Raw genomic sequence first — 19,955 nt, 5'->3', positions numbered from 1 at the left:
CACCATGCCGAAGCCGACGCTGTGGTCGAAGTTTTGTGAAAACCTCGACCACAGCGTCGGTTTCGGTGACCTCTAGCGCAATGTGTAGCGCACCGGAAGGTGCTTGAGCCCGCCCACGAACGTCGTCGCGGTGTGCTGAGCCGGCCCGGTCAATTCGATCGAATCCAGCCGCGGCATCAGCTCACTGAAGAAGCTGTTGATCTCCATGCGGGCGAGCGCAGCGCCGAGGCAGAAGTGCACGCCGTAGCCGAACGCCACATGTTTGTTGGGTTCCCGCCCGACGTCGAACCGGAACGGGTCATCGAAGACCTCCTCGTCGCGGTTGCCCGACGGGTACGACAGCAATACCGACTCCCCCGCCGCAATCGGCACGTCGCGCACCACGGTGTCGACGGCGGCGGTGCGCATGAACGCCTTCACCGGCGTCACCCAGCGGATCATCTCCTCGGTCGCCGACGCCATCAATCCCGGTTCTGCCTTCAACCGTGCCATCTCGTCGGGGTTTTGAAGCAGCGCGAGCATGCCACCGGATATGGTCGCGCTTGTGGTGTCGTGCCCGGCGGCCGCCACGATCGCATAGTAGGACACCGTCTCGATGTCGTTGAGTGGCTCACCGTCGACGCGGGCATTCGCGATCGCCGACGCGAGGTCGTCGGTCGGGTTGTCGCGTCGCGATGCGGTCAGCGCGGTGAAGTACTGGAACATCTCGATCAGCGCGGTCATGGAATCCCCTGAGTCGCGCTGGTATTCGTCGTCGTCGCTGCCGAACAGTTCCTGGGTGAGCTTGAGCATCAACGGGAAATCGGCCTCGGGCACCCCGAGCAGCGACATGATCACATACAGCGGATAGTTGACCGCGACCTCTTGCGCGAAGTCGCACTCGCCACCCGCCTCCGCCATCTTGTCGACGTGAATTCTGGCCAGTTCGTCGACGCGGACCTTCAACGCGCGCATGGCTTTCGGACGGAACCAGTCCGCGCCGATCGCCCGCATGACACGGTGCTCGGGATCGTCCATGTGGATCAGGGTGCGCACTCCGACGGCGGCTTGGTTGTCATCGTTCTCGCTCGTCATCAACACGGGCCGGGGCGAGTTGGTGAAGACGTCGTTGGCCCGTTCGATCGCCATGATGTCGGCGTGCTTGGTGATCGCCCAGAAGGGCTTGTACGTCGGTACCTCGACCCATGACACCGGCGCGTTGGCCCGCAGATGGGTCAGGGCCGCATGGAATTTCGCTTCGTCGGCGTAGGCCGACGGCGTGGCGAATGCCTGTGCGGCCTCGTCGATAACGCGTGTGCTCACGGACAACTCCTCAGTTCCTGTAGAACGGCCGTCACCGTGGACTGCGGGACGGCGGCGGGAAAGCTCGGCAGGACGCGGTCGATAGCGCCCGCACAGCGGCGGTGCAACGCTGCCGCCAAGGTGTCGAGAGGTGCGACGACGGCAAACGCCTCGAGCACGTCGTCATCGATCAGTGTTCCCATCACATCCCACTCACCGGCTTTCGACAGCCTGTGCAACTCGGTCTGAAGCTCACCCCAACCATGCAGTTCGAGCACCTTCCGATAGGCCGGCGTCGACGCGTAGAAGGCGAGCTGTTTGCGTACCGGCTCCGCCGCGGCCCGCATCTGGGACTCGTCCTCGCCGGTCACCACGAACACCGGACACGACACCGCGATGTCGTCACGTGCGCGGCCCGCGTTCTTGATGCCACGCTCCAGCGCCGGGATGGTGACCTCGTCGAGATGGCGCCTTGTGGTGAAGGCGTGGGCCAGCACGCCGTCGGCAACCTCGCCGCACATCTCGGTCATGGCTTCACCGACCGCGGCGACGAACACCTTGGGCACGCCGTGCGGGTGGACCTCCGGGGTGAACATCGGGGTCATCAACGTGTGCGTGTAGAACTCGCCGGCAAACCTCAAGGGCGTACCGTCGTGCCAGCAGTCCCAGATCGCATGCAGCGCCAGGATGTACTCACGCATACGGCGCACCGGATGGCTCCAGGGCATGCTGAACCGCTTCTCGATGTGCGGCTGGATCTGCGACCCCAGGCCGAGAATGAAGCGACCCTGCGAATAGGCCTGCAGATCCCAGCCGAGGTTGGCAACAGTCATCGGACTGCGGGCGAACGCGACGGCGATGCTCGTGCCGATCTCAGCCGCCGTGTGTGTTCGGCGGCCAGCAACAGCGGGAGAAAAGGATCGTGGCTGAGCTCGCCGGTCCAGCAGCCGTCGTAGCCCTGGCGCTCCAGTGCCGCAGCCACTTCGGGAACGCGCCCCAGGTCACTGGGAACGCCCCGGTCGATCTTGAGGCCGGACGCGGTACCGTCACCCATGACCGCAGACGCTACAGTAAGCAATTCAGTATGGTCAACGGCGGTAGGCTTGACATCCGTTGGCGAACCACGACCGAAGGACGCGGCATGACGAACGACCCGGAGTGGAAGGAAACGCTGGAGGACCTCGCCCGCCGACGCAAGCATGCGTACGGCATGGGCGGTCCCGAGCGCCTCGCCAGGCACCGCGGCAAGGGCAAGCTCGACGCCCGCGCGCGGATCGCGCGCCTACTGGACGAGGGCACTTTTCAGGAATTCGGCACGCTCGTCGGTGGCGAAATCGCGGCGGACGGACTGGTCGCAGGCTCGGGCCGCATCGAGGGAACACCGGTGATGGTGGGCGCCGAGGACTTCACCACGCTGGCGGGCAGCATCGGGCCCGGCGGGAACGCCAAGCGGTACCGCCTCGCCGAATTGGCCCTGCGCAACAAGATTCCCCTCGTGATGTTGTTGGAAGGTGCGGGTTTTCGCCCCAGCGGAGAACACTATGGCCGAACGCCGACCGATCTGATCGCCCAGGCGAAGTGTTCAGGCAAGGTGCCCACCGTATCGGCGATCCTCGGGCCCTCGGCCGGCCACGGCGCACTCGTCGCACCGGTGTGCGACTTCACGATCATGAGTCGTCAGGGCGCGATCTTCACGGCGGGCCCACCGGTCGTCAAAGAGTCGACGGGCGAGGACATCTCGAAAGAGGATCTGGGCGGCCCCGACGTGGCGTTGCCGAGCGGCGTGATCCACAACTACGCCGAGGACGACGAAACGGCCATCGACGACATCCGGCGCTACCTCTCGTATTTCCCGTCGAGCGCGTGGTCCTATCCCCCGACCCGGCTCGCCGACGACACCGCCGAGCCGCGGCTGACCCCCGAGATTCTCGACATCGTCTCGCGCGACAACCGCCACATCTATGACATGCGCGCGGTACTCGACGAGATCTTCGATCGCCCAGACTGGTTCGAGGTACAGCCGAGGTTCGGCCGCGCGATCATCTGCGCGCTGGCCCATCTCGGTGGTTATCCGGTTGCCGTGGTGGCCAACCAGCCGCAGGTGCTGGCCGGGTCGATCGACGCCGACGCGGCCGACAAGGCCGCGCATTTCATCACCGTCGCCGACTCGTTTCATCTGCCCATCGTGTTTCTCGCCGACAATCCGGGCATGCTCCCCGGCAGCCAGTCCGAGCGCAGTGGGGTGCTGCGCAGCGGCGCGCGAATGTTCGCCGCCCAGACCGCGGCCACGACGCTCAAACTGCATGTGACACTCCGCAAGGCGTTCGGATTTGGCTCGATGGTGATGTCGCTGTTGGGTTTCGACGATCAGGTCGCGACGTTCGCCTATCCGGGTGCGACCATGGGCGCGATGGGCGCGGCGGCGCTCAGTGCCGCGACGCATGCCGGCGAGGACTACTCCGAGGTGCTCAAGCGTATGGAGCTAGAGGCGTCCTTCCGGTCGGCGGGCCACCTCGGTTTCGACGAGCTCATCTCCCCCGAGGAAACCCGCAATGCACTGCTGGTCACGCTGCAGCACGGCATATTCAGTCGCCAGGCGGTTGCCGAGCCCGTCTCACGTACGCTGATCATGCCGTGACGCCGCCACGGTGAGCGCACGCACGACGCTGTTGGCGCCGAGCAGCACCTTGAAGCCGTTCTCGCTCAACGGTTCGGCACCGGTCATCAGCAGATCGGCGGCATACCGGTAACTTTCCTCGTCAGCCGGTTCGCCGATCAGGCTGCGCTCGGCTTCGCGCACGCGCCATGGCTTGGCGGCCACCCCGCCCAGTGCCATCACAGCAGCGCGGATCACACCGTCTTCTATCTGCAGGCCCGCCGCGACCGACACCAGCGCGAAGGCGTAGCTGTGCCGGTCACGGACCTTGAGATACCAACTGCTGGAGCCGAATACCGATCGTGGCAACTCGACACCGGTGATCAGCTCGGCGGGCCGAAGCGTGTTCTCGCGATGCGGATGGTGGCCGGGCAGCACGAAGAAGTCGGCGATCGCAATGCTTCTCGGGCCGTCGGGCCCCATGACGTGCACTGTCGCGTCGAGCATCGTCAACGCCACCGCCATATCGCTGGGATGCACCGCAACGCACGCGGCACTGGCCCCGAACAAGGCATGTTCGCGGTTGAATCCGCCGAGTGCCGCACAGCCCGATCCCGGCTTGCGCTTGTTGCAGTGGTCGAACACCGTGTCCATGAAGTACGGGCAGCGGGTCCGCTGCATGAGATTGCCCCCGACGGTCGCCATGTTGCGTAGCTGCGTGGTGGCCCCGGACAGGATGGCCTGCGACAGCACCGGATACTGGGCGCGGATCAACGGGTGGTTGGCGACCGCACTGTTGGTGGCTCCGGATTCGATGAGCACACCGCCGGATGGGGTCGACGAGATGGAGCGCAAGCCCAACCTGCCGATGTCGACCAGCGAATCCGGCTTTTCCACACCGTTCTTCATGAGGTCGAGCAAATTGGTCCCACCCGCGTAGTACCTGGCACCCGAGGCCGCCGACTCGATGGCATCGTTGACGCTCGCGGCGTGGCGGAATTCGAAGGTTCTCATCGCGCGGCGACGTCCTGGATCGCGGCGACGATGTTCGCGTACGCTCCGCACCGGCAGATGTTGCCTGCCATGCGCTCTCGGATCTCGCGGTGCGTCAGGCATGGCGGCGATGTCATGTCGGTGGTGCAAAACGATTCGGCGGACAGATCGCCGCGGGCGTGTTCGCGCAACATCGCCTGAGCCGACGAGAGTTGGCCAGACGTGCAGTAACCGCACTGGAATGCGTCGTGATCGACGAACGCCTGTTGAATGTGCGCGAGTTCGTCGCCATCGGCAAGACCTTCGACGGTGTCCACCGAGCTGCCCGCAACCGACGCCGCGAGGGTCAGGCAGCTCAGCACCCGTTCGCCGTCGACGTCTACGGTGCACGCTCCGCACAGGCCGTGGTCGCACCCTTTCTTGGTGCCCGTCAGATGCAGCCGTTCGCGCAACAAGTCCAGCAGCGTGGTGCGCACGTCCGCGTGCACGGAGTAGCGCTTGCCGTTCACGTTCAGCTCGATCAACAATCCGGTCATCATTGTTCTCCCATCAACATTTCGAGCGTGATCGGCAGGTCACGCAGCCTTTTTCCGGTGGCGTGGAAGATGGCGTTGGCGATCGCGGCGGGCACTCCGCACGCGCCGATCTCGCCGATGCCGCGTACTCCGATCGGATCGAGGCCGTAGTCGGCGGTGTCGACGAAGGCGATGTCGAATTCCGGGATGTCGGCGTGCGTCGGCACGTAGTACTCCCCGATCAACTGGGCGGTCCGCGCGTCGTAGGGCACCTGCTCGAGCAGTGCCATCCCCAGTCCGAAGATGACGCCGCCCATCACCTGATTGCGGGCCAGTTTGGGGTTGAGCACCCGCCCGCAGTCGAGCATCGAAACCCAGCGGGTGACGGTGGCGCGGCCGATCGCCTCGTCGACTTCGACCTCACAGAAGTGCGCGCCGAACGATTGCGACACCGCGCTGTCGTGGGCGCCGCCGTCGCTCGTGACGGTGAAGGTCAGCATCTCCGCCAACGCGGTACCGCCGTCGCGCAGTACGTCGGCCACCGTTGCCACGGTGCGCCCCTCGCACACGATCAGACCGTCGCGGACGTCCAGTGCCGTCGCGCCGTCCAGACTCGACAACCAGGACAGCAGCCGTCGCTTCCATTCCGTGCCGGCACGGTGCACGGCCGAACCGACGGTGGCGGTCGTCTGTGACGCCCCACTGTAGGGCGCCGACGGAAATTCAGAATCACCTGTCGCGAAAGAGACTGCGCTCAAAGGCAATCCGGTGGCGTCGGCGGCCACCTGGGTCATCACGGTCCGCACGCCGGTGCCGATCTCATGGGTGGCCGACGCGAATCGGACCACGCCGTCGGCGGTGGTGACCCCGCATCCGGCGGGCATCCGCCGCCCCGGATAGGTGGCGGTCGCCATGCCCCAGCCGACCAGGACGCCGTCTCGGCTCATGGACCGCGGTGCCATCGGCCGTCGTGCCCAGCCGAACCGCTCGGCGCCGTCCACGAAGCAGTCCCGCACGTGCTTGCCCGACCACGGTTTACCGTTGGTCTGGTCGTAGTCGGGGTCGTTGGCCAACCGGAATGCCAGCGGATCGACGCCGCAGGCGTATGCCAGCTGGTCGATCGCCGATTCGAGCGCGAACAGGCCCGGCGCCTCGCCGGGGCCACGCATGAAACATGGTGTCGCACCGTTGATCGGGGCAACCGTATGCGTGGTCACCAGCCGCGGTGAGCGATACAGGAACCGTGCCGACAAGCCGACGGGCTCGCAGAAATGGGCCACCGGCGACGTCTCGGTCAGGGTGTGTTGTTCGGTGCTGAGCAGTGTCCCGTGCTCGTCGGCCACGAGCGACACCCGCTGCTCGGTGCGGGGACGATGTCCGGTCGAGGTGAACATCTGGGCCCGCGTGAGCACCAGTTTGACCGGGCGTCCGACGGCCCGGGCGGCGACGGCGCACAGCACGACGTGCATCCACAGAAAGCTCTTGGAGCCGAATGCCCCACCGACCAACGGTGACAGGACCCTGATCCGGTCCTCGTCGATTCCGAGATAGCAAGCCAGCACCCGGCGTTCGCCCGCAATCCAGCGGGTGGCGTCGTGGACGGTCAGGTCCTCGCCCGACCACTCGGCGATCGTCGCGGAGAGTTCGATCGGGTAATGCGCATTGACCGGGGTGCGGAAATACGCGCACACCTTCGTGCCGCCGTCGGGTTCGTCGGCACTGCCCCGGCGGTCCTGCAGCTTCTCGTCGACCAGTTTGACGAAGTGATCGGGCTGGTAGCGATCGTCGTCCGGTACATCCGCCATGCCGATGCGGGCAGGCTCGACGACATAGTCGAGCTTGATCCGCTCGGCGGCCGCCACCGCATTCTCCGGGGTGTCGGCAACCACGAGTGCCATGTGCTGGCCCACGTAGTGGACCGATAGATCCGACAGCGGCGGGCGTCGTTCCATCGGGAAATCCGCAGTGAGCTCGTCCGGAAGCGCATGCAGCGGTGGACAGTTGAGCGGGGTCAGCACGTGCAGTACGCCCGGTGCTTCGGCGGCCATGCGCGTGCCGTGACGCAGCGACTCCTCGGTGACTGTGCCGCACGCGATTTCCGACTGCACCAGCGCCGCGTAGGTCACCTCCGCGACAGACGTGTCAGCGGTGTAGACCGCCTTGCCGGTGACCTTGTCGCGGCCCTCGACGCGGTTCACCGGCCGGCCGACTTCGACGTCAGCCATCTAGCGGTCCAGCGGGTTGTGCCGGTTGACGATCAGCGGATCGGACTTGGTGAAGGGGAAGTTCGGCAAGTCATCGATGTGTGTGTTGAACGTCGCCGCGAGCACCTCACGCGAATAGGCGCTGATCGACGTGCGGTAACCGATGTCAGCCGGGAACGGCTGATCGAAGAAGATCAGGAAATGCCACTCGGGTGCATCGAACACTTCGATGTGGTGGGGATAAGCCCGCGGGATGAAGTAGACGTCGCCCTGGTTGAGGTACCACGTGTCCAGGGTGCCGTCAGGATCCATCACCGTCATGCGCGCGGAACCGCTCTGCACATAGCCCATCTCAGCGGTCGTCGGGTGCCAGTGCGGTTCCCGCATACCGTCTTCGCGGATGCGCAGCGAATACATCGACAAGTCTTTGAGTGCGGGCCAGAACTGGACGCGGGCGGTGCGCGCCGATCCGACGGCGGCCTGCACCGGCGGCGTCATGTCCTCGACGCCGAACTTGTGCGGATCGTTGAAGTGCGCCGTGGACGGCACCGCGGCGTCACCGGTGCGCGCGACGATCGAGCGGTCGACCAGATTTCGGCGGATCGCCGTGAAGTCCGCGGCATCGAGGTCGTAGGTGTTGCCGAGCACCGCATCGGTCATGGCGCCGAATGCACCGGCGAGGCCGAAGTCCTCGGGCCGCTCGTGGCGGAACGTGATGATGAATTCGGCGGGGTCGGGTCCGATGTTCTCGATGTGGTGCAGCGAGCCCGAATCGATGTGGAACATCTCGCCGGCCTTGATCGTGAAACTGGCGAACTGGCTGCCGGAGTCGAGCACGCTGACGAGCGCCGCGCCGGACACACAGTACGTGAGCTCGTTGGCGTTGGCATGCCAGTGCGGCGTGCGCATGGCGCCCGGGTTGAGCACCAGGCGCTTGATCGAAAGGCCTTGCAGGATCGGGAAGTTGTCCGCGGTCAGACGGCGGATCGAACCGTGGTCGGTCTCCTCGACGAGCTCACCGTCGAGTAGAGAGGCGGCGTGGATGCTGTGGGTCAGTGACGTGGTCATGTCCGCGGTCTCCTCTGCGATAGCCGTTGGCGCCGCTGCGGCGTGCTATCACCTTCGCTGGCCGACGGGTATCGAGTCGTCAATGCTGACCGCCATTTCCGCCGCACGCTGGCCGGATACCTGGACTCCTGCTAGCCACCATTGACCACGCGCGCCGAATGTGCGTCACGCCCCGCCGAACCACCTGGCCAGCACCCGTCGTAGATCCTGCTGATCGTCGCCGACCCACGCGACGTGCCCGTCCGGCCGCAGCAGCACCGCGGGTTCGGCCAGCTCGTCGCTGCCGTCAGCGACCCGATCGACGCGATCACCCCAGCCGGCGACGGAAAGCCGGCCGGTCTGGTCGAGTAGCAGCCCCCGGCCGGTGTGCATGTGTTCGTAGAGGCGGCCCCGGTGCAATCGGATGTCACGCAGCCGCCGACCGAGGAGGTCGTGCCCGTCGCCGAAGTCGTAACGAATGGCGGTCGCGATGATCTTCTCGGTCAGGTGCCGGTTCACCTCGTCGAAGTCCATGAGCTCGGCCACCAACCGGCGGACCGCCTGTGCGCCCGGGTCCAGCGACATCAACGTCATCTGAGCGCGGGTGTTCTCCAGCACGTCGGCCGCCACCGGACGGCGCTCGACCTCGTAGGTGTCCAGCAGACCGCTCGGCGCCCACCCGTTGATCTCGGCAGCGAGTTTCCAGCCGAGGTTGAACGCGTCCTGGATACCGAGGTTGAGCCCCTGCCCGCCGGCAGGCGGATGGACATGCGCGGCGTCGCCGGCCAACAACACTCGACCTACTCGGTACCGATCGGCCAAGCGGGTGGCGTCGCCGAAACGTGACAGCCAGCGCGGCGTGTGCACGCCGAGGTCGGTACCCGCGGTCGCCCGCAATTGCCTCTTGAACTCGTCGAGGGTCGGCGCCGCGCTGCGGTCTTCGGCCAGGCCGTCGGCGGGGACGACGATTCGGTACGCGCCGTCGTGGAGCGGCATCGCGCCGAACCGGATCTGGGTTTTCCGGGCTTCCGCCACCACCGCGCCCAACGTCTCCGGTGACACCCCGACCTCGACCGCCCCGATCAGGGTCTCGACCGTCGCGGGTTCACCGGGAAAGCCGATGCCGAGCAGTTTGCGGACCGTGCTCCGGCCGCCGTCACAGCCGACCAGATACCGTGCGCGCAGCGTGGCGCTGTCCAGCGGTCCGGCCACCTCGACGCGCACGCCGTGCTCGTCCTGGCTCAGCCCGACCAGCTCGTGGCCGCGGCGTATGTCGACCCCGAGTTCGACCGCTCGTTCGGTCAACAGGTGGTCGCTGATGGTCTGCGGTATGCCGAGGACATAGGCGTGTGCGGTGTCGAGCAGCTGGGGCGCGGGCTTGCGGATCGCGGCGAAGAAGCCGCCGAGCGGATGCTGCCGGCCGACCGCGAGAAACCGCTCCAACAGGCCGCGCTGGTCCATCACCTCGATGCTGCGGGCATGCAGGCCCAGGGAGCGGACCACTTTCGTCGGCTCGGTGTCTCGCTCCAGCACGACGACGTTGACACCGTGTAGCCGCAACTCGCAGCCGAGCATCAACCCGGTCGGCCCGGCACCGGCAATGATCACATCGATCATGAATCCCCCAATCCCACGTCACTCAGAACACCGATTCCTGCAGGTTCTGGCCTCGGCTGGGAGATTCTGCAGCACGATGGGGGGCTTGCCACAAGACCGGGGGTGCGCTATACGTTGAAAGTGGCGGGATACGAAAACCGCACTCTGCCAATCTGATACCGAAGGCTTATGCCTCGATCATGCGATGGATCGCGTCGGGCGACAACGCGATCTTCGGCAGGAACCCGACTGCGCAACTGGCCGCGATCATGTCGGCGAGGTCCTGTTCGTCGTGGGTTGAGATGAGGATCACCGGTGCTCCCGGGGGTTCGGTCCGGTGCAGTTGCTCGGCGACGTCGAATCCGCTCTCGACGCCGAGGTCGACGTCTACCAGCGTGACGTCCGGCGGGTGCGCCCGGTAGCACCGCACGGCTTCGGCCCCGTCGGACGCGACGTCGACGGTGATACCCGCACGCTCGAGCATCGCGCTCGCGGCGGCACGAAACTGCGCGCTGTCATCGACGATCAGACAACGCATTGCGGCCCTCCCCATGCACACATATGTCGAGCTTCGCAGATCAGCAAACCGGCGGCACTACCGTTAGCCGGAAGTTTCCAACAGCGCGAACTACCATCGGCCGGTGCCAGCATCCCTCGACAGCCCGGACAGCCGCTTGCCATCGTTACCGCAGCGGCTGCTGACGTTCGTCGTGCGGCCCACCGCCCGCCCGCTGCGGTGGGGCGTGTTGGTGGCCGCCGCATTCATCATCGGCGAGACGCTGCTGGTGTTCCAGCTCAAGCGCGTGGCACCGGAGAACGCGTTCGGCGCGATCTTCCTGTTGGGGGTTCTGGTCATCTCGGCCGGCTGGAGTTTTCCGTTGGCGGTCGCGACATCGCTCGTGAGTGCTCTCGTCTACGTCTATTTCCATCTCGAAGGCGCCGACAGCCTGGCCCCCGCGGTGTTCGTCTTTCTGCCCCTCGCCTTGTTGGCCAACGTGTTGGCCGGTCAGGCGAGGTTGCGCGCACAGGAGTCAGAGCAACGACGTCGCGAAGCCGACCTGTCGGCCGAGCTCGCGCGGCTGATGCTGGGTGCAGGCGACCTCGCGCACGCGCTCGACCGCGCCGGGCGGCGCATGGCACAAGTGCTCGATGTAGGCGAGGTGACGCTCGCGCTCGGGCGCGTCGAGCCCGACGGCGCCCAGACCGCGATCCCACTTCGCGACGGAGGCAACCGGATCGGCACGTTGCTGGTCCCTGCCGAGCTGGGGGTCGAGACACTACGCCGATGGCAGCGGATGGTTCCGTCCTTGGAGGCACTGCTGATTGCCGCGAGAGACCGCGAACGAATGACCGCCGAACTGGAGACGAGCCGGCAGGAGTTGGAACGTTTCTTCGCCGTTGCCTCCGAATTGCTCTATATCAGTGACCATCACACGCTGACCCGGATCAACCCGGCATTCGTTCGGACGTTGGGTTATTCGCGTACCGAGTTGACGACGCGGCCGTTCCTCGACCTGGTCCACCCCGACGACCGTGATCACACCCGGCGCATCCTCGATGAGTTGCAAACCGACCAGCGTGAAGCCCGGTTCGAGAACCGATGTGTCCGCAACGACGGCGAGATCCGCTGGTTTCAATGGAGCGTCGTCTCCGACAACGGCCTGCTGTTCGGGGCGGGCCGCGACGTGACCGAACGACGTGCCCTCGTCGAGCAGCAGACCGCATTGCGGCGCGTGGCGACGTTGGTGGCGCGCGGCGCGGCGCCGGCCGATGTCTACCCTCGCGCCGTCACCGAGTTGTCGGTCGGGCTGGGCATGACCCACGCGACGCTGATCCGGTACGAGCCGGACAACACCTGCGTCGTGGTCGCCGCGCTCGACACCGAGTCCAGTAGCCGACTGGTTGTCGGCGAACGCCTTTCGCTGCACGGCGACAGCCTCGCCGCCCGGATTCTGCACAGTCGTGAACCGGCCCGATTCGACTCCTATGACGGTGTCGAAAGCGAGATCGCTGACCGGCTGCGCGGATTCGGCGTCCGGGCAGGCGTCGGTGCCCCGGTAACGGTCGACGGGCGGATCTGGGGTGCCCTCATGGCGGGCACCTCTCGAGACCAACCGATGCCTCCTGGAACCGAGGTCCGCATAGGCGATTTCGCCGACCTGGTTTCCACCGCCATCTTCAATGCCGAGTCCCGCGCCGAGATCACCGCGTCCCGGGCGCGTATCGTCGCGGCGGCCGACCAGGCCCGACGCGGGTTCGAGCGGGATCTGCACGACGGAGCCCAGCAGCGGATCGTCTCGCTTGGGCTCGAACTGCGCGCCGTACAGGCGTCGCTGCCCCCCGAAGAGTCGGCGCTGCACGACCAGATGTCGCATGTGGTCGACGGACTCGCGGGCCTCTACGCCGATCTGCAGGAACTCTCGCGTGGCATTCACCCCGCGATCTTGTCGAAGGGCGGGCTGGGGCCTGCGCTGAAGACCCTGGCACGACGATCGTCAATACCGGTCATCCTCGATCTTGACGTGGACCGGCGACTACCTGAATCGGTCGAGGTGGCAGCGTATTACGTCGTGGCCGAGGCGCTCACGAACGCGGCAAAGCACGCGTCCGCCGACGAGGTGACCGTGCGCGCGGCAGCAACCGACGACCAACTCACCGTATGCATCGCCGACGACGGAATCGGTGGGGCGGTCTCCGGCGCGGGCTCCGGACTGATCGGCCTCAAGGATCGGGTGGAAGCACTATCGGGCCGGCTGGAGATTTCCAGCCCGCCCGGCGACGGCACCACCCTGTCGGTCACGATCCCGCTGGGTCCCGAGTAGCCCGGTACTCGGTGACGATCGGCTCGAGTTCGTCGGGTGTGGCGCCGTGCATGATCACCGCGTCGGCGCCGTAGGCGAACTCCTTGCGGATGCGATCGACGCACTGCCGGGCCGAGCCGGTTGCCGACGGTTCCAGCCACTCGTCGGGAATCAGGCTCGCGATGTGCTCGATCTGCTCGGGCGTGGCCTTGTGATCGATGCCGCCCGGGATCGAAGTCACCACCGGATCCTCGCGGAAGCGTTGCAGCACTGCAGGATCCCAGTTGTTGGTGCTGACCATGAGGTCGCCATAACCTTGCAGGTAGGTGGCCAGCCGGGCGACGGTCTTCTTGAGCCTCAGCTCCTCGGGCAGGTGGTCGCCGACCGTCGCGAAACACGACCACACGCGAACGCTGTCGGGATCACGGCCCGCCTGTTCGGCGGCCTCCTTGACGGTCTTGACGGCTCGCTGCAGCGTCTCGGGGGTGAAATAGGTGTGCAGGATGACGTCATCGAATTTGCGCCCGCCCAGCGCGAGGGTCTGCGGCCCGAAGGCCACGATCGCCAACCGGATGTCCTCGTTGAAATCCGGGTCGAGGAACAGCACCTGGTACTTGCCGATCGGACCATCGTGGTTGAAGATCACCTCGCCGTGCCAGAGCCTGCGCATGACCTTCGCGAAGTCCTCCATCTGGGCGGTGGTGACCGCCGGTACTCCGAATGCGTTGTACATCGCGGCGATGCCCCGGCCGATGCCGAGGGTGAACCGGCCGCCGGACAGTCGGTGCATCGTGGTGGCCCACGATCCGGTGATCAAGGGGTGGCGGGTGTTGTGATTCGTTGCCGCGGTGGCGATCTGCATACGGCTGGTGACCGCGCACGCCGCACCGACGAGCGAGGACGCCTCTTTGACGTTCCACCGCTCGGAGATGAAGGCGGTGCCGAAACCGAGTTCCTCGCCACGGCGGGCCTCGTCCATCAGGGTGGCAGGTCCTTCACCGCCGGCACCGGCCAGCAGGTAGTAGCCCAGTTCGTCGAGTACGTCGGTGCTCACGCCCAAACTCCTTGTTTGTAGCCGCAATTCCAGACTTCGGTGATCCGCCCGTCGCGCACCCGAAAGATCTCCATGCTGCTGATGGTCATTTCCGTGCCGTCTTCGAGGGTCATCGGTGATTCATAGACGATCACGACATGTTCGCCGTCGTCACCGGCCACCACCAGATTGAGATCGAAGCGGATCTTCTCGAACATGTCGCAGTGGTCGACGATCCGCTGCACCGCCTGCTGGTGGGTGAGCGTCTGCGCCTCGCCCACGTCGTGGCGGATGACAGTCTCGCCCATCAGCTCATCGGCCAGTGCAAAATCCTGCTGGTTCCACACCACCAGGTTGTACAGTTCGACGACCTCGCGCGCCGTGCGCGTCATTCGAACACCTCCAACGCTTTGATGTCATCGATGGCCGCGACCGCGCGGTCGACCAATGTCAAGCACAGCCGGCGCGACCGTTCCGGCAACGCATCCCAGCCGATCAGCGTGATGACCGGCAGGATCATCAGATACGCGACACCGAATCGGTATTGGCGCCATGCTTCACCGAACGAGTAGTCCGTGACGCCGTGCCGGGTCAGATGCCCGAGGTACTCACGCACCAACGACTCGTCGTTGCCACTCCTCTTCTCGGCGGGTAGGCCCTGACTCACCAGGTAGGCGATGTCGGCGACGCCACATCCCCTGACGGCCATCTGGAAGTCGACGATCTTGAGCTCGGGTTCCCGGAAGAACATGTTGTCGGCACGGATGTCGCCGTGCAGCAACATGGTTCGCTCGGAGAGCGCCGTCAGCGCGTGCGGAGCCAGCTCGGCGAACCGCTCGGCGAATTCTGACACCGCTTGCGGCACAGGCTGGCTCGTGTGATCGAGGTACACCTGCCACGCCGGCGCGAATACCGGCAGGAAGAGTTGGCGCGTGATGGGGTTGTCCACCACCGGATAAGCTTCGAGCACCGAGTCGTCCGCGCCGCACACGGACCAGGCGTGCAAGCCGGCCAGTTGGCCGATACACAGGCGGGCCCGCTCGACCGACAGCCCGGCGAGGTGGTCTGCATTCTCCCAGTCGCGCAGGTCCTCCAGCACCAGCACGAAATCGGCCGATCCCTCGGCGATTCGTGCGACGTGGCAGCGTGCGGTCGAGATGGGCGCGGCTGGGGCCACCTTCCGGTAGAACTCCAATTCCTTGCGGTAACCGCCCAGCAGCTCCATCGCGCCGCGCGCTTCTGATTCGGCGGGCAGCTTGACGATCAAAGTTGAAGGGACGGCACGATTTCCGGTCAGGTGCAAGCGGTAGAGCAGCGCGGAGAAGCCGCTGTCCTCGGCGATCCGTTCGGCTTGCACGGCCGTGACGACGGCCGGTCCGGGCAGTGCATCCGTCAGCCACGCCGGCGTGACCTCGTCGATGGTCGACGGGATGGCCGCCATGGCTGAAGTCATCCGCGACCTCCGATGAAAGAAAGTTGACGCTGAACAAATAAGTTAGTTGTCGAGCGTCTAATATGCAAGGGTGCCGTCCCGCCTGACCCAACCGGAACGCGTCGAACTGTCATCGCGCCGCCTGCTGCTGGCGGCGGCCGAGCTCATCGTCGAAAAAGGCTGGGAAGCAACGACCGCCGCCGAGATCGGCCGGCGCGCCGGATACAGCCGGGCCATGGTGCACGCTCGCTACGGCAGCAAGGACGCGATCCTCGACGCCTTCCAGCAGACGTATGTCGTGCGCTTGAACCCCGATCCCGAACCCGGCGCCACCGGACTTCAACAGGTGCTCGCGCACTTCGACCGCATCCAGGAGATTCATGCCGAGGATCCGTCGCTGATGCGGGCGATGTTCGTGTCCGCATTCGAAGCCGTCAAGACGACGTCGCCGCTCCGCGACGCAGTCCGAACACAACTCAGCGGTGCAGCAGTCAAGATCGAGGCCGGCTTACACCACGGCATCCGGGACGGCTCGATCCGGCCAGATATCGACGTCGACACGGCACGACAGGACATCACGTCCTCGGTGTTCGGCATTGCCTTCCAGTGGGTGGTGCTACCCGAAGCGCATGACCTCGACCACGAGCTCAATTGCGTTCGTACCCGGATCGTTTCACACTACGGCGCTTGAGCCGAGAAACCGTTCCGTCGCCGCGCACACACCAGCCGAGAACAGGTGCCCCACATGGCTGCCGTCATGCCAATGCAGTTCGCCGCCCCACCGCTCATGCAACGCCAGTGCTGAATCACGCATCGCCATCCGGTCGTGCCACGCCCCGACGATGAGCCGACGCTCCGTCTGCGGCACGGTGTGAAGCGGATCGACGACCGAGGTCAGCGCCGCGATCGTGTCCGACTGCAGCAGCGCCCCCGCTTCACGGCCCGCCCTCCCCCAGCGCCCCAGATGCATGCCGATCATGGTGTTGAGACCCAGGATCGGCGTGTACACCGCGACCGCGCCAACCCGGTCGTCGAGATGGGAGACCAGTGCTGCCACCGCACTTCCCAGCGACAGGCCACCCAGTGCGATCGCCGTCGATTGCGGTACGAGCCAGCCGATCAGCGCACGGACCTCCGACACCGCGCGCATCATGCCCGCGACGTTCGCCAACGGATCGCGAGCCGGGTACTCGGGCCACGACCGGCGCCGCACACCGTGGCCCGGCTGAACGGGCAGGGCGACATTCCAGCCGAGTTGGGTCTGCAGGCGTCGTGCCCGCGCCACCATCAGATCCATCGCATCACCCTGCCCGGCGCCGTGCACCCAGATCAGCCAGGGTCGCGTGTCATCGCCCGACCGGTACAACCGAGCCCGGGCAGTCGCGACACCACCGTGCCCGTCCGCGAGCACCGATGCGGGTAAGTGTGGCTCATGCTCGAACGTGAGTTCCTCGAACTTCAGTGACCCGAACGTGGCCCGCCGAATCTCGGTGATCTCCAAGGGTTCCGGAGAAACATGTGCGCCGTCGATGCCGAGCGGGGCGAGTTCATCCGCCGCGGCTCCGTAGTCGGCCAGCGGCCGCGGCAATTGCGGCGGCGGGCCGGTCAGCGTCATCCCGGTAACCACCAGTTCGTCGAGCGCGACCTCGCCGAGCTGGCGCAGGCCACACAACGACAGCGCGTTCCAATCGCGCGAGTTGCGCAGCGCGGCCACCGACCGCGGCAGCACCCCGCCGAGTTCCCAGACGATCTGGCCCGCTCTACGCAAGGGTGAAGCCCTTGTAACCCGCCGCGGCGATCTCGTCACAGCGGCGCCGGTACTCCGGGATGCCTCCGGTGTAGCCCATGTACATCCGTTTCTTCCCGGGGACGTTTCCGCCGTTGTACCAGGAATTGCAGCTGGGATGCACCAGCACGGTCGATGCCACCAGGGCCGTCGCGTGTTCGATCCAGGCGCGCTGCGCTTCGGCGGTCGCCTCGATGGTGCGGTGCGCGTTCGCGAGCAGGTAGGCGATACAGTCGCCGATCCAGTCAACGTGCTGCTCGAGCGCCGTGACGAAGTTCGTTGCGGCCGACGGGCTGCCCGGCCCCTGCACGGTGAACAGGTTCGGAAACCCGGCCACCGCCAGCCCCAGGTAGGACAGCGGGCCTTCCTCGGCCCAGTAGTCGCCCAAGACCAAACCCGCCCGGCCCCGCACGTCGATCCGGCTCAGCGCACCTGTCATCGCGTCGAAGCCGGTGGCGTACACGATCACGTCCAGTGCGTAATCCCCTTGTTCAGTGGCGATGCCGGTAGCCGTCACCTCGCGGATCGCGCCTCTGCGGAGATCGACGAGCGCGACGTTGTCTCGGTTGAACGTCTCGTAGTAGCCCTGATCGATGATCGGCCGCTTGCAGGCGAACGGATGGCTCGGCGTCAACGCGGCTGCCACGTCGGGATCGTCGACGATCCGCGCCACCGCTTCCCCGTACAGCTGAGCGGCCATCCGATTCGCCTCGATGTCGAAGAAGACGTCGCCCCAGTTCAACGCTCCCATCACGCCGCCCTCCTCGACGGCGCGCAGTCGTTCCTCCCGGGAAGCCGATTTCACCGGGGGCCTGCCGAGCATGTCGAGTAGAACCGAGAACGCGCTCAGCCGCGCGGCACCCACCGGATGCTCGCGCTGAGCTGCGCGAATCTGGTCGTAATCGGCCTTCAGTTGGTCGAGTTCGCCCGGCTCGAACGGCCGCACCCGCCAGGGCAACGTATAGGCGGGCGAACGCTGAAACACCGTGAGCTGCGCAGCCTCTCGGGCCACCACGGGTATGAGCTGCACGCCGGTGGATCCGGTCCCGATGACACCGACACGTTTACCGCTCAGATCGTAGCCATCCCGCGGCCAACGGCTCGTGAACAGCGATGTCCCGGTGAACTGCGCCATCCCCGGGATTTCAGGCTCCAACGGCACTGACAGGATGCCCGTGGCGGCCACGACGAAGGAGGCCGTGAAGGAGTGACCCCCTACGGTTTCCAGCGTCCATGCCGCATCGGTCTCATCGAACGTCATCGCGACGACTTCGGTGTCGAACGCGATGTCGCGCCGCAGATCGAGCCGGTCCGCGACGAAGTTCAGGTACGCCTCGATCTCGGGCTGGGCCGGCATGGTCTCGGTCCACACCCACTCCTGCTGGATGTCGTCGGAGAAGCTGTAGGAATACTCGATGCTCTCGATATCGCATCGAGCGCCCGGATATCTGTTGAACAACCACGTGCCGCCGACGTCATCGGCCTTCTCGAACACCCGCACACGTAGACCGAGCTCTCGGAGCAGGTGCAACGCGTACAGTCCGGAGAAACCGGCGCCGATGACAATGACGTCGTAATCGGAAGCTGTCACAGATCGATGACCTTCTCTCGGCGATTTTTCCGCTCGACGTAGAACTGGGCGGCACGGGCGATGGATTCGGCCGTCGGCGAAGGCTTCCAGCCCAGATCCCTGGCCGCCTTGCTGTGATCGGCAGGCGACGTCATCCAGAGCAGCCTCGCGGCCGTCAGGTTCATCGGAAAGTCGGTTCCGAACAGTCGATTCGACATGCCCGCCAGCCAGCCGAACGCGTAGACCAACGCCATCGGAACGCCGAACCTCGGCGGCTTAGCCCCCACGGCCTCGGCCGCCGCGGTGAACATCTCCCGCTGTGTCATGTAGCTTTCGGAGACGATGTAGCGCTCGCCGATCCGGCCGTGCTCGGCGGCCAGGATGAGTGCCTCGGCGGCATCGTCGATACCCACGACTTCGGCTCCGACGCCTCGGATGTAGACCGGCGTCTTGCCGAACGCGGCCATCGCGATCAGGGCGCCCTGTTTCGGCTGCCAATCCGGTGGGCCGTACGGATTCGACACGCACATCGCCACCGCGGGCAGCCCCCGCTCGGCGGCGTAGGACAGCACGAGATCTTCGGCTGCCCGGCGGGATTCGATGTAGGGCCCGCCCTTCCCGGCCCAGTTGAACGGCGTGTCTTCGTCGACCGTCGCACCGTTGCGCCCAACGGCGATCGTGCCGATGGTGCTCAGGAAGACGAAACGCCGCAGGTCGGCCTGCAGCGCGGCGTCGAGAACGTTACGCAGGCCCTCGACATTCGTGGCGAACAACGGCGCCGGATCCGTCAGATGAGCCCGGGTGTCGACCACGCAGTAGAAGACGACTTCACGGTCCTCCATCGCGGCCGCCACGGCGTCGGTGTCGAAGATGTCGCCGTAGTGCCGCTCGACTTCGAGACCGTCGATGCCCTTCGTGGAGCTGGTGTGGCGAAGAAGTACGCGCACGTCGTCTCCGCGTTCGACCAGTCGGCGGGTGACGCATGCGCCCACGTTGCCACTCGCGCCCATCACGAGCACCTTGCGTCCCATCGCTGCTCCGTCCCATCGAGCGGTCGGCAAAGGATGTTACGGTAATGATTACAGTAGCGCGGCGGAACGG

The 19,955-nt window shown here is 65.9% G+C and carries 16 protein-coding genes and 1 pseudogene; 3 read left to right on the top strand and 14 right to left on the bottom strand.

Annotated features, from left to right (window positions below; genetic code table 11):
• Positions 1 to 72: 72 nt before the first annotated feature.
• Together AWC31_RS16315 and AWC31_RS16310 are read right to left on the bottom strand one after the other, a co-directional pair.
• Positions 73 to 1,287 carry a cytochrome P450 gene (locus AWC31_RS16315; protein ID WP_198539014.1) on the bottom strand — a complete coding sequence of 405 codons (1,215 nt, stop codon included), beginning with the start codon at positions 1,285 to 1,287 and terminating at the stop codon, positions 73 to 75.
• Positions 1,288 to 1,298: 11 nt separating this feature from the next.
• A pseudogene (locus tag AWC31_RS16310) lies at positions 1,299 to 2,335 on the bottom strand (LLM class F420-dependent oxidoreductase).
• 87 nt (positions 2,336 to 2,422) lie between these two features.
• Between AWC31_RS16310 and AWC31_RS16305 the strand changes: the two are divergent.
• On the top strand, positions 2,423 to 3,919 hold the full coding sequence (locus AWC31_RS16305; RefSeq protein ID WP_085145486.1) for an acyl-CoA carboxylase subunit beta: 1,497 nt from the start codon (positions 2,423 to 2,425) through the stop codon (positions 3,917 to 3,919).
• On the opposite strand, the gene AWC31_RS16300 is transcribed toward AWC31_RS16305, so the two are convergent.
• From AWC31_RS16300 to AWC31_RS16275, 6 genes are all read right to left on the bottom strand, one after another.
• On the bottom strand, positions 3,896 to 4,891 hold the full coding sequence (locus AWC31_RS16300; RefSeq protein ID WP_085145172.1) for an FAD binding domain-containing protein: 996 nt from the start codon (positions 4,889 to 4,891) through the stop codon (positions 3,896 to 3,898). The genes AWC31_RS16305 and AWC31_RS16300 overlap by 24 nt on opposite strands.
• Entirely contained in the window at positions 4,888 to 5,406 is a 519-nt protein-coding gene (locus tag AWC31_RS16295) for a (2Fe-2S)-binding protein (RefSeq protein WP_085145171.1), read from the bottom strand. Before AWC31_RS16295 ends, AWC31_RS16300 begins: the two co-directional genes overlap by 4 nt.
• A complete protein-coding gene (locus AWC31_RS16290) occupies positions 5,406 to 7,610 on the bottom strand; it encodes a xanthine dehydrogenase family protein molybdopterin-binding subunit (RefSeq protein ID WP_085145170.1) in 2,205 nt (734 codons plus the stop codon). Before AWC31_RS16290 ends, AWC31_RS16295 begins: the two co-directional genes overlap by 1 nt.
• Positions 7,611 to 8,657, bottom strand: a complete 1,047-nt coding sequence (locus AWC31_RS16285) for a cupin domain-containing protein (RefSeq protein ID WP_085145169.1) — start codon at positions 8,655 to 8,657, stop codon at positions 7,611 to 7,613.
• Between the two features lie 165 nt (positions 8,658 to 8,822).
• Complete coding sequence (gene rox, locus AWC31_RS16280; protein ID WP_085145168.1) at positions 8,823 to 10,253, bottom strand: rifampin monooxygenase; 1,431 nt, start codon at positions 10,251 to 10,253, stop codon at positions 8,823 to 8,825.
• A 166-nt stretch (positions 10,254 to 10,419) separates the two neighbouring features.
• On the bottom strand, positions 10,420 to 10,770 hold the full coding sequence (locus AWC31_RS16275; RefSeq protein ID WP_085145167.1) for a response regulator: 351 nt from the start codon (positions 10,768 to 10,770) through the stop codon (positions 10,420 to 10,422).
• 193 nt (positions 10,771 to 10,963) lie between these two features.
• On the opposite strand from AWC31_RS16275, the gene AWC31_RS16270 reads away from it, so the two are divergent.
• Positions 10,964 to 13,054: a PAS domain-containing protein gene (locus AWC31_RS16270; protein ID WP_085145484.1), complete on the top strand. Its 2,091-nt coding sequence runs from the start codon at positions 10,964 to 10,966 to the stop codon at positions 13,052 to 13,054.
• Here AWC31_RS16270 and AWC31_RS16265 read toward each other — a convergent pair.
• From AWC31_RS16265 to AWC31_RS16255, 3 genes are read right to left on the bottom strand one after another with little or no spacing between them, the layout of a single operon-like run.
• The gene (locus AWC31_RS16265; protein ID WP_085145485.1) at positions 13,029 to 14,087 is read right to left on the bottom strand and encodes a TIGR03857 family LLM class F420-dependent oxidoreductase; all 1,059 of its coding nucleotides are present in this window, start codon (positions 14,085 to 14,087) and stop codon (positions 13,029 to 13,031) included. The genes AWC31_RS16270 and AWC31_RS16265 overlap by 26 nt on opposite strands.
• Positions 14,084 to 14,458, bottom strand: coding sequence for a nuclear transport factor 2 family protein (locus tag AWC31_RS16260; RefSeq protein ID WP_085145166.1), 375 nt, complete (start codon positions 14,456 to 14,458; stop codon positions 14,084 to 14,086). The genes AWC31_RS16265 and AWC31_RS16260 overlap by 4 nt, the downstream gene beginning before the upstream one ends.
• Entirely contained in the window at positions 14,455 to 15,519 is a 1,065-nt protein-coding gene (locus AWC31_RS16255) for a phosphotransferase (protein ID WP_085145165.1), read from the bottom strand. The genes AWC31_RS16260 and AWC31_RS16255 overlap by 4 nt, the downstream gene beginning before the upstream one ends.
• Positions 15,520 to 15,589: 70 nt before the next feature.
• Between AWC31_RS16255 and AWC31_RS16250 the strand changes: the two genes are divergently transcribed.
• Positions 15,590 to 16,189, top strand: coding sequence for a TetR/AcrR family transcriptional regulator (locus AWC31_RS16250; protein WP_085145164.1), 600 nt, complete (start codon positions 15,590 to 15,592; stop codon positions 16,187 to 16,189).
• Here the strand turns inward: AWC31_RS16250 and AWC31_RS16245 are convergent.
• From AWC31_RS16245 to AWC31_RS16235, 3 genes are read right to left on the bottom strand one after another with little or no spacing between them, the layout of a single operon-like run.
• Entirely contained in the window at positions 16,172 to 17,266 is a 1,095-nt protein-coding gene (locus tag AWC31_RS16245) for an alpha/beta hydrolase (protein ID WP_085145163.1), read from the bottom strand. The two genes, AWC31_RS16250 and AWC31_RS16245, sit on opposite strands and share 18 nt — an antisense overlap.
• The gene (locus AWC31_RS16240) at positions 17,259 to 18,875 is read right to left on the bottom strand and encodes a flavin-containing monooxygenase (protein WP_085145162.1); all 1,617 of its coding nucleotides are present in this window, start codon (positions 18,873 to 18,875) and stop codon (positions 17,259 to 17,261) included. Before AWC31_RS16240 ends, AWC31_RS16245 begins: the two co-directional genes overlap by 8 nt.
• Positions 18,872 to 19,885, bottom strand: a complete 1,014-nt coding sequence (locus AWC31_RS16235) for an NAD-dependent epimerase/dehydratase family protein (RefSeq protein WP_085145161.1) — start codon at positions 19,883 to 19,885, stop codon at positions 18,872 to 18,874. Before AWC31_RS16235 ends, AWC31_RS16240 begins: the two co-directional genes overlap by 4 nt.
• Positions 19,886 to 19,955 lie beyond the last annotated feature (70 nt).

The organism is Mycolicibacterium wolinskyi (assembly GCF_002101965.1).
Classification (GTDB): Bacteria; Actinomycetota; Actinomycetes; order Mycobacteriales; family Mycobacteriaceae; genus Mycobacterium; species Mycobacterium wolinskyi.
This window is presented reverse-complemented; position numbering and strand designations above follow the sequence as displayed.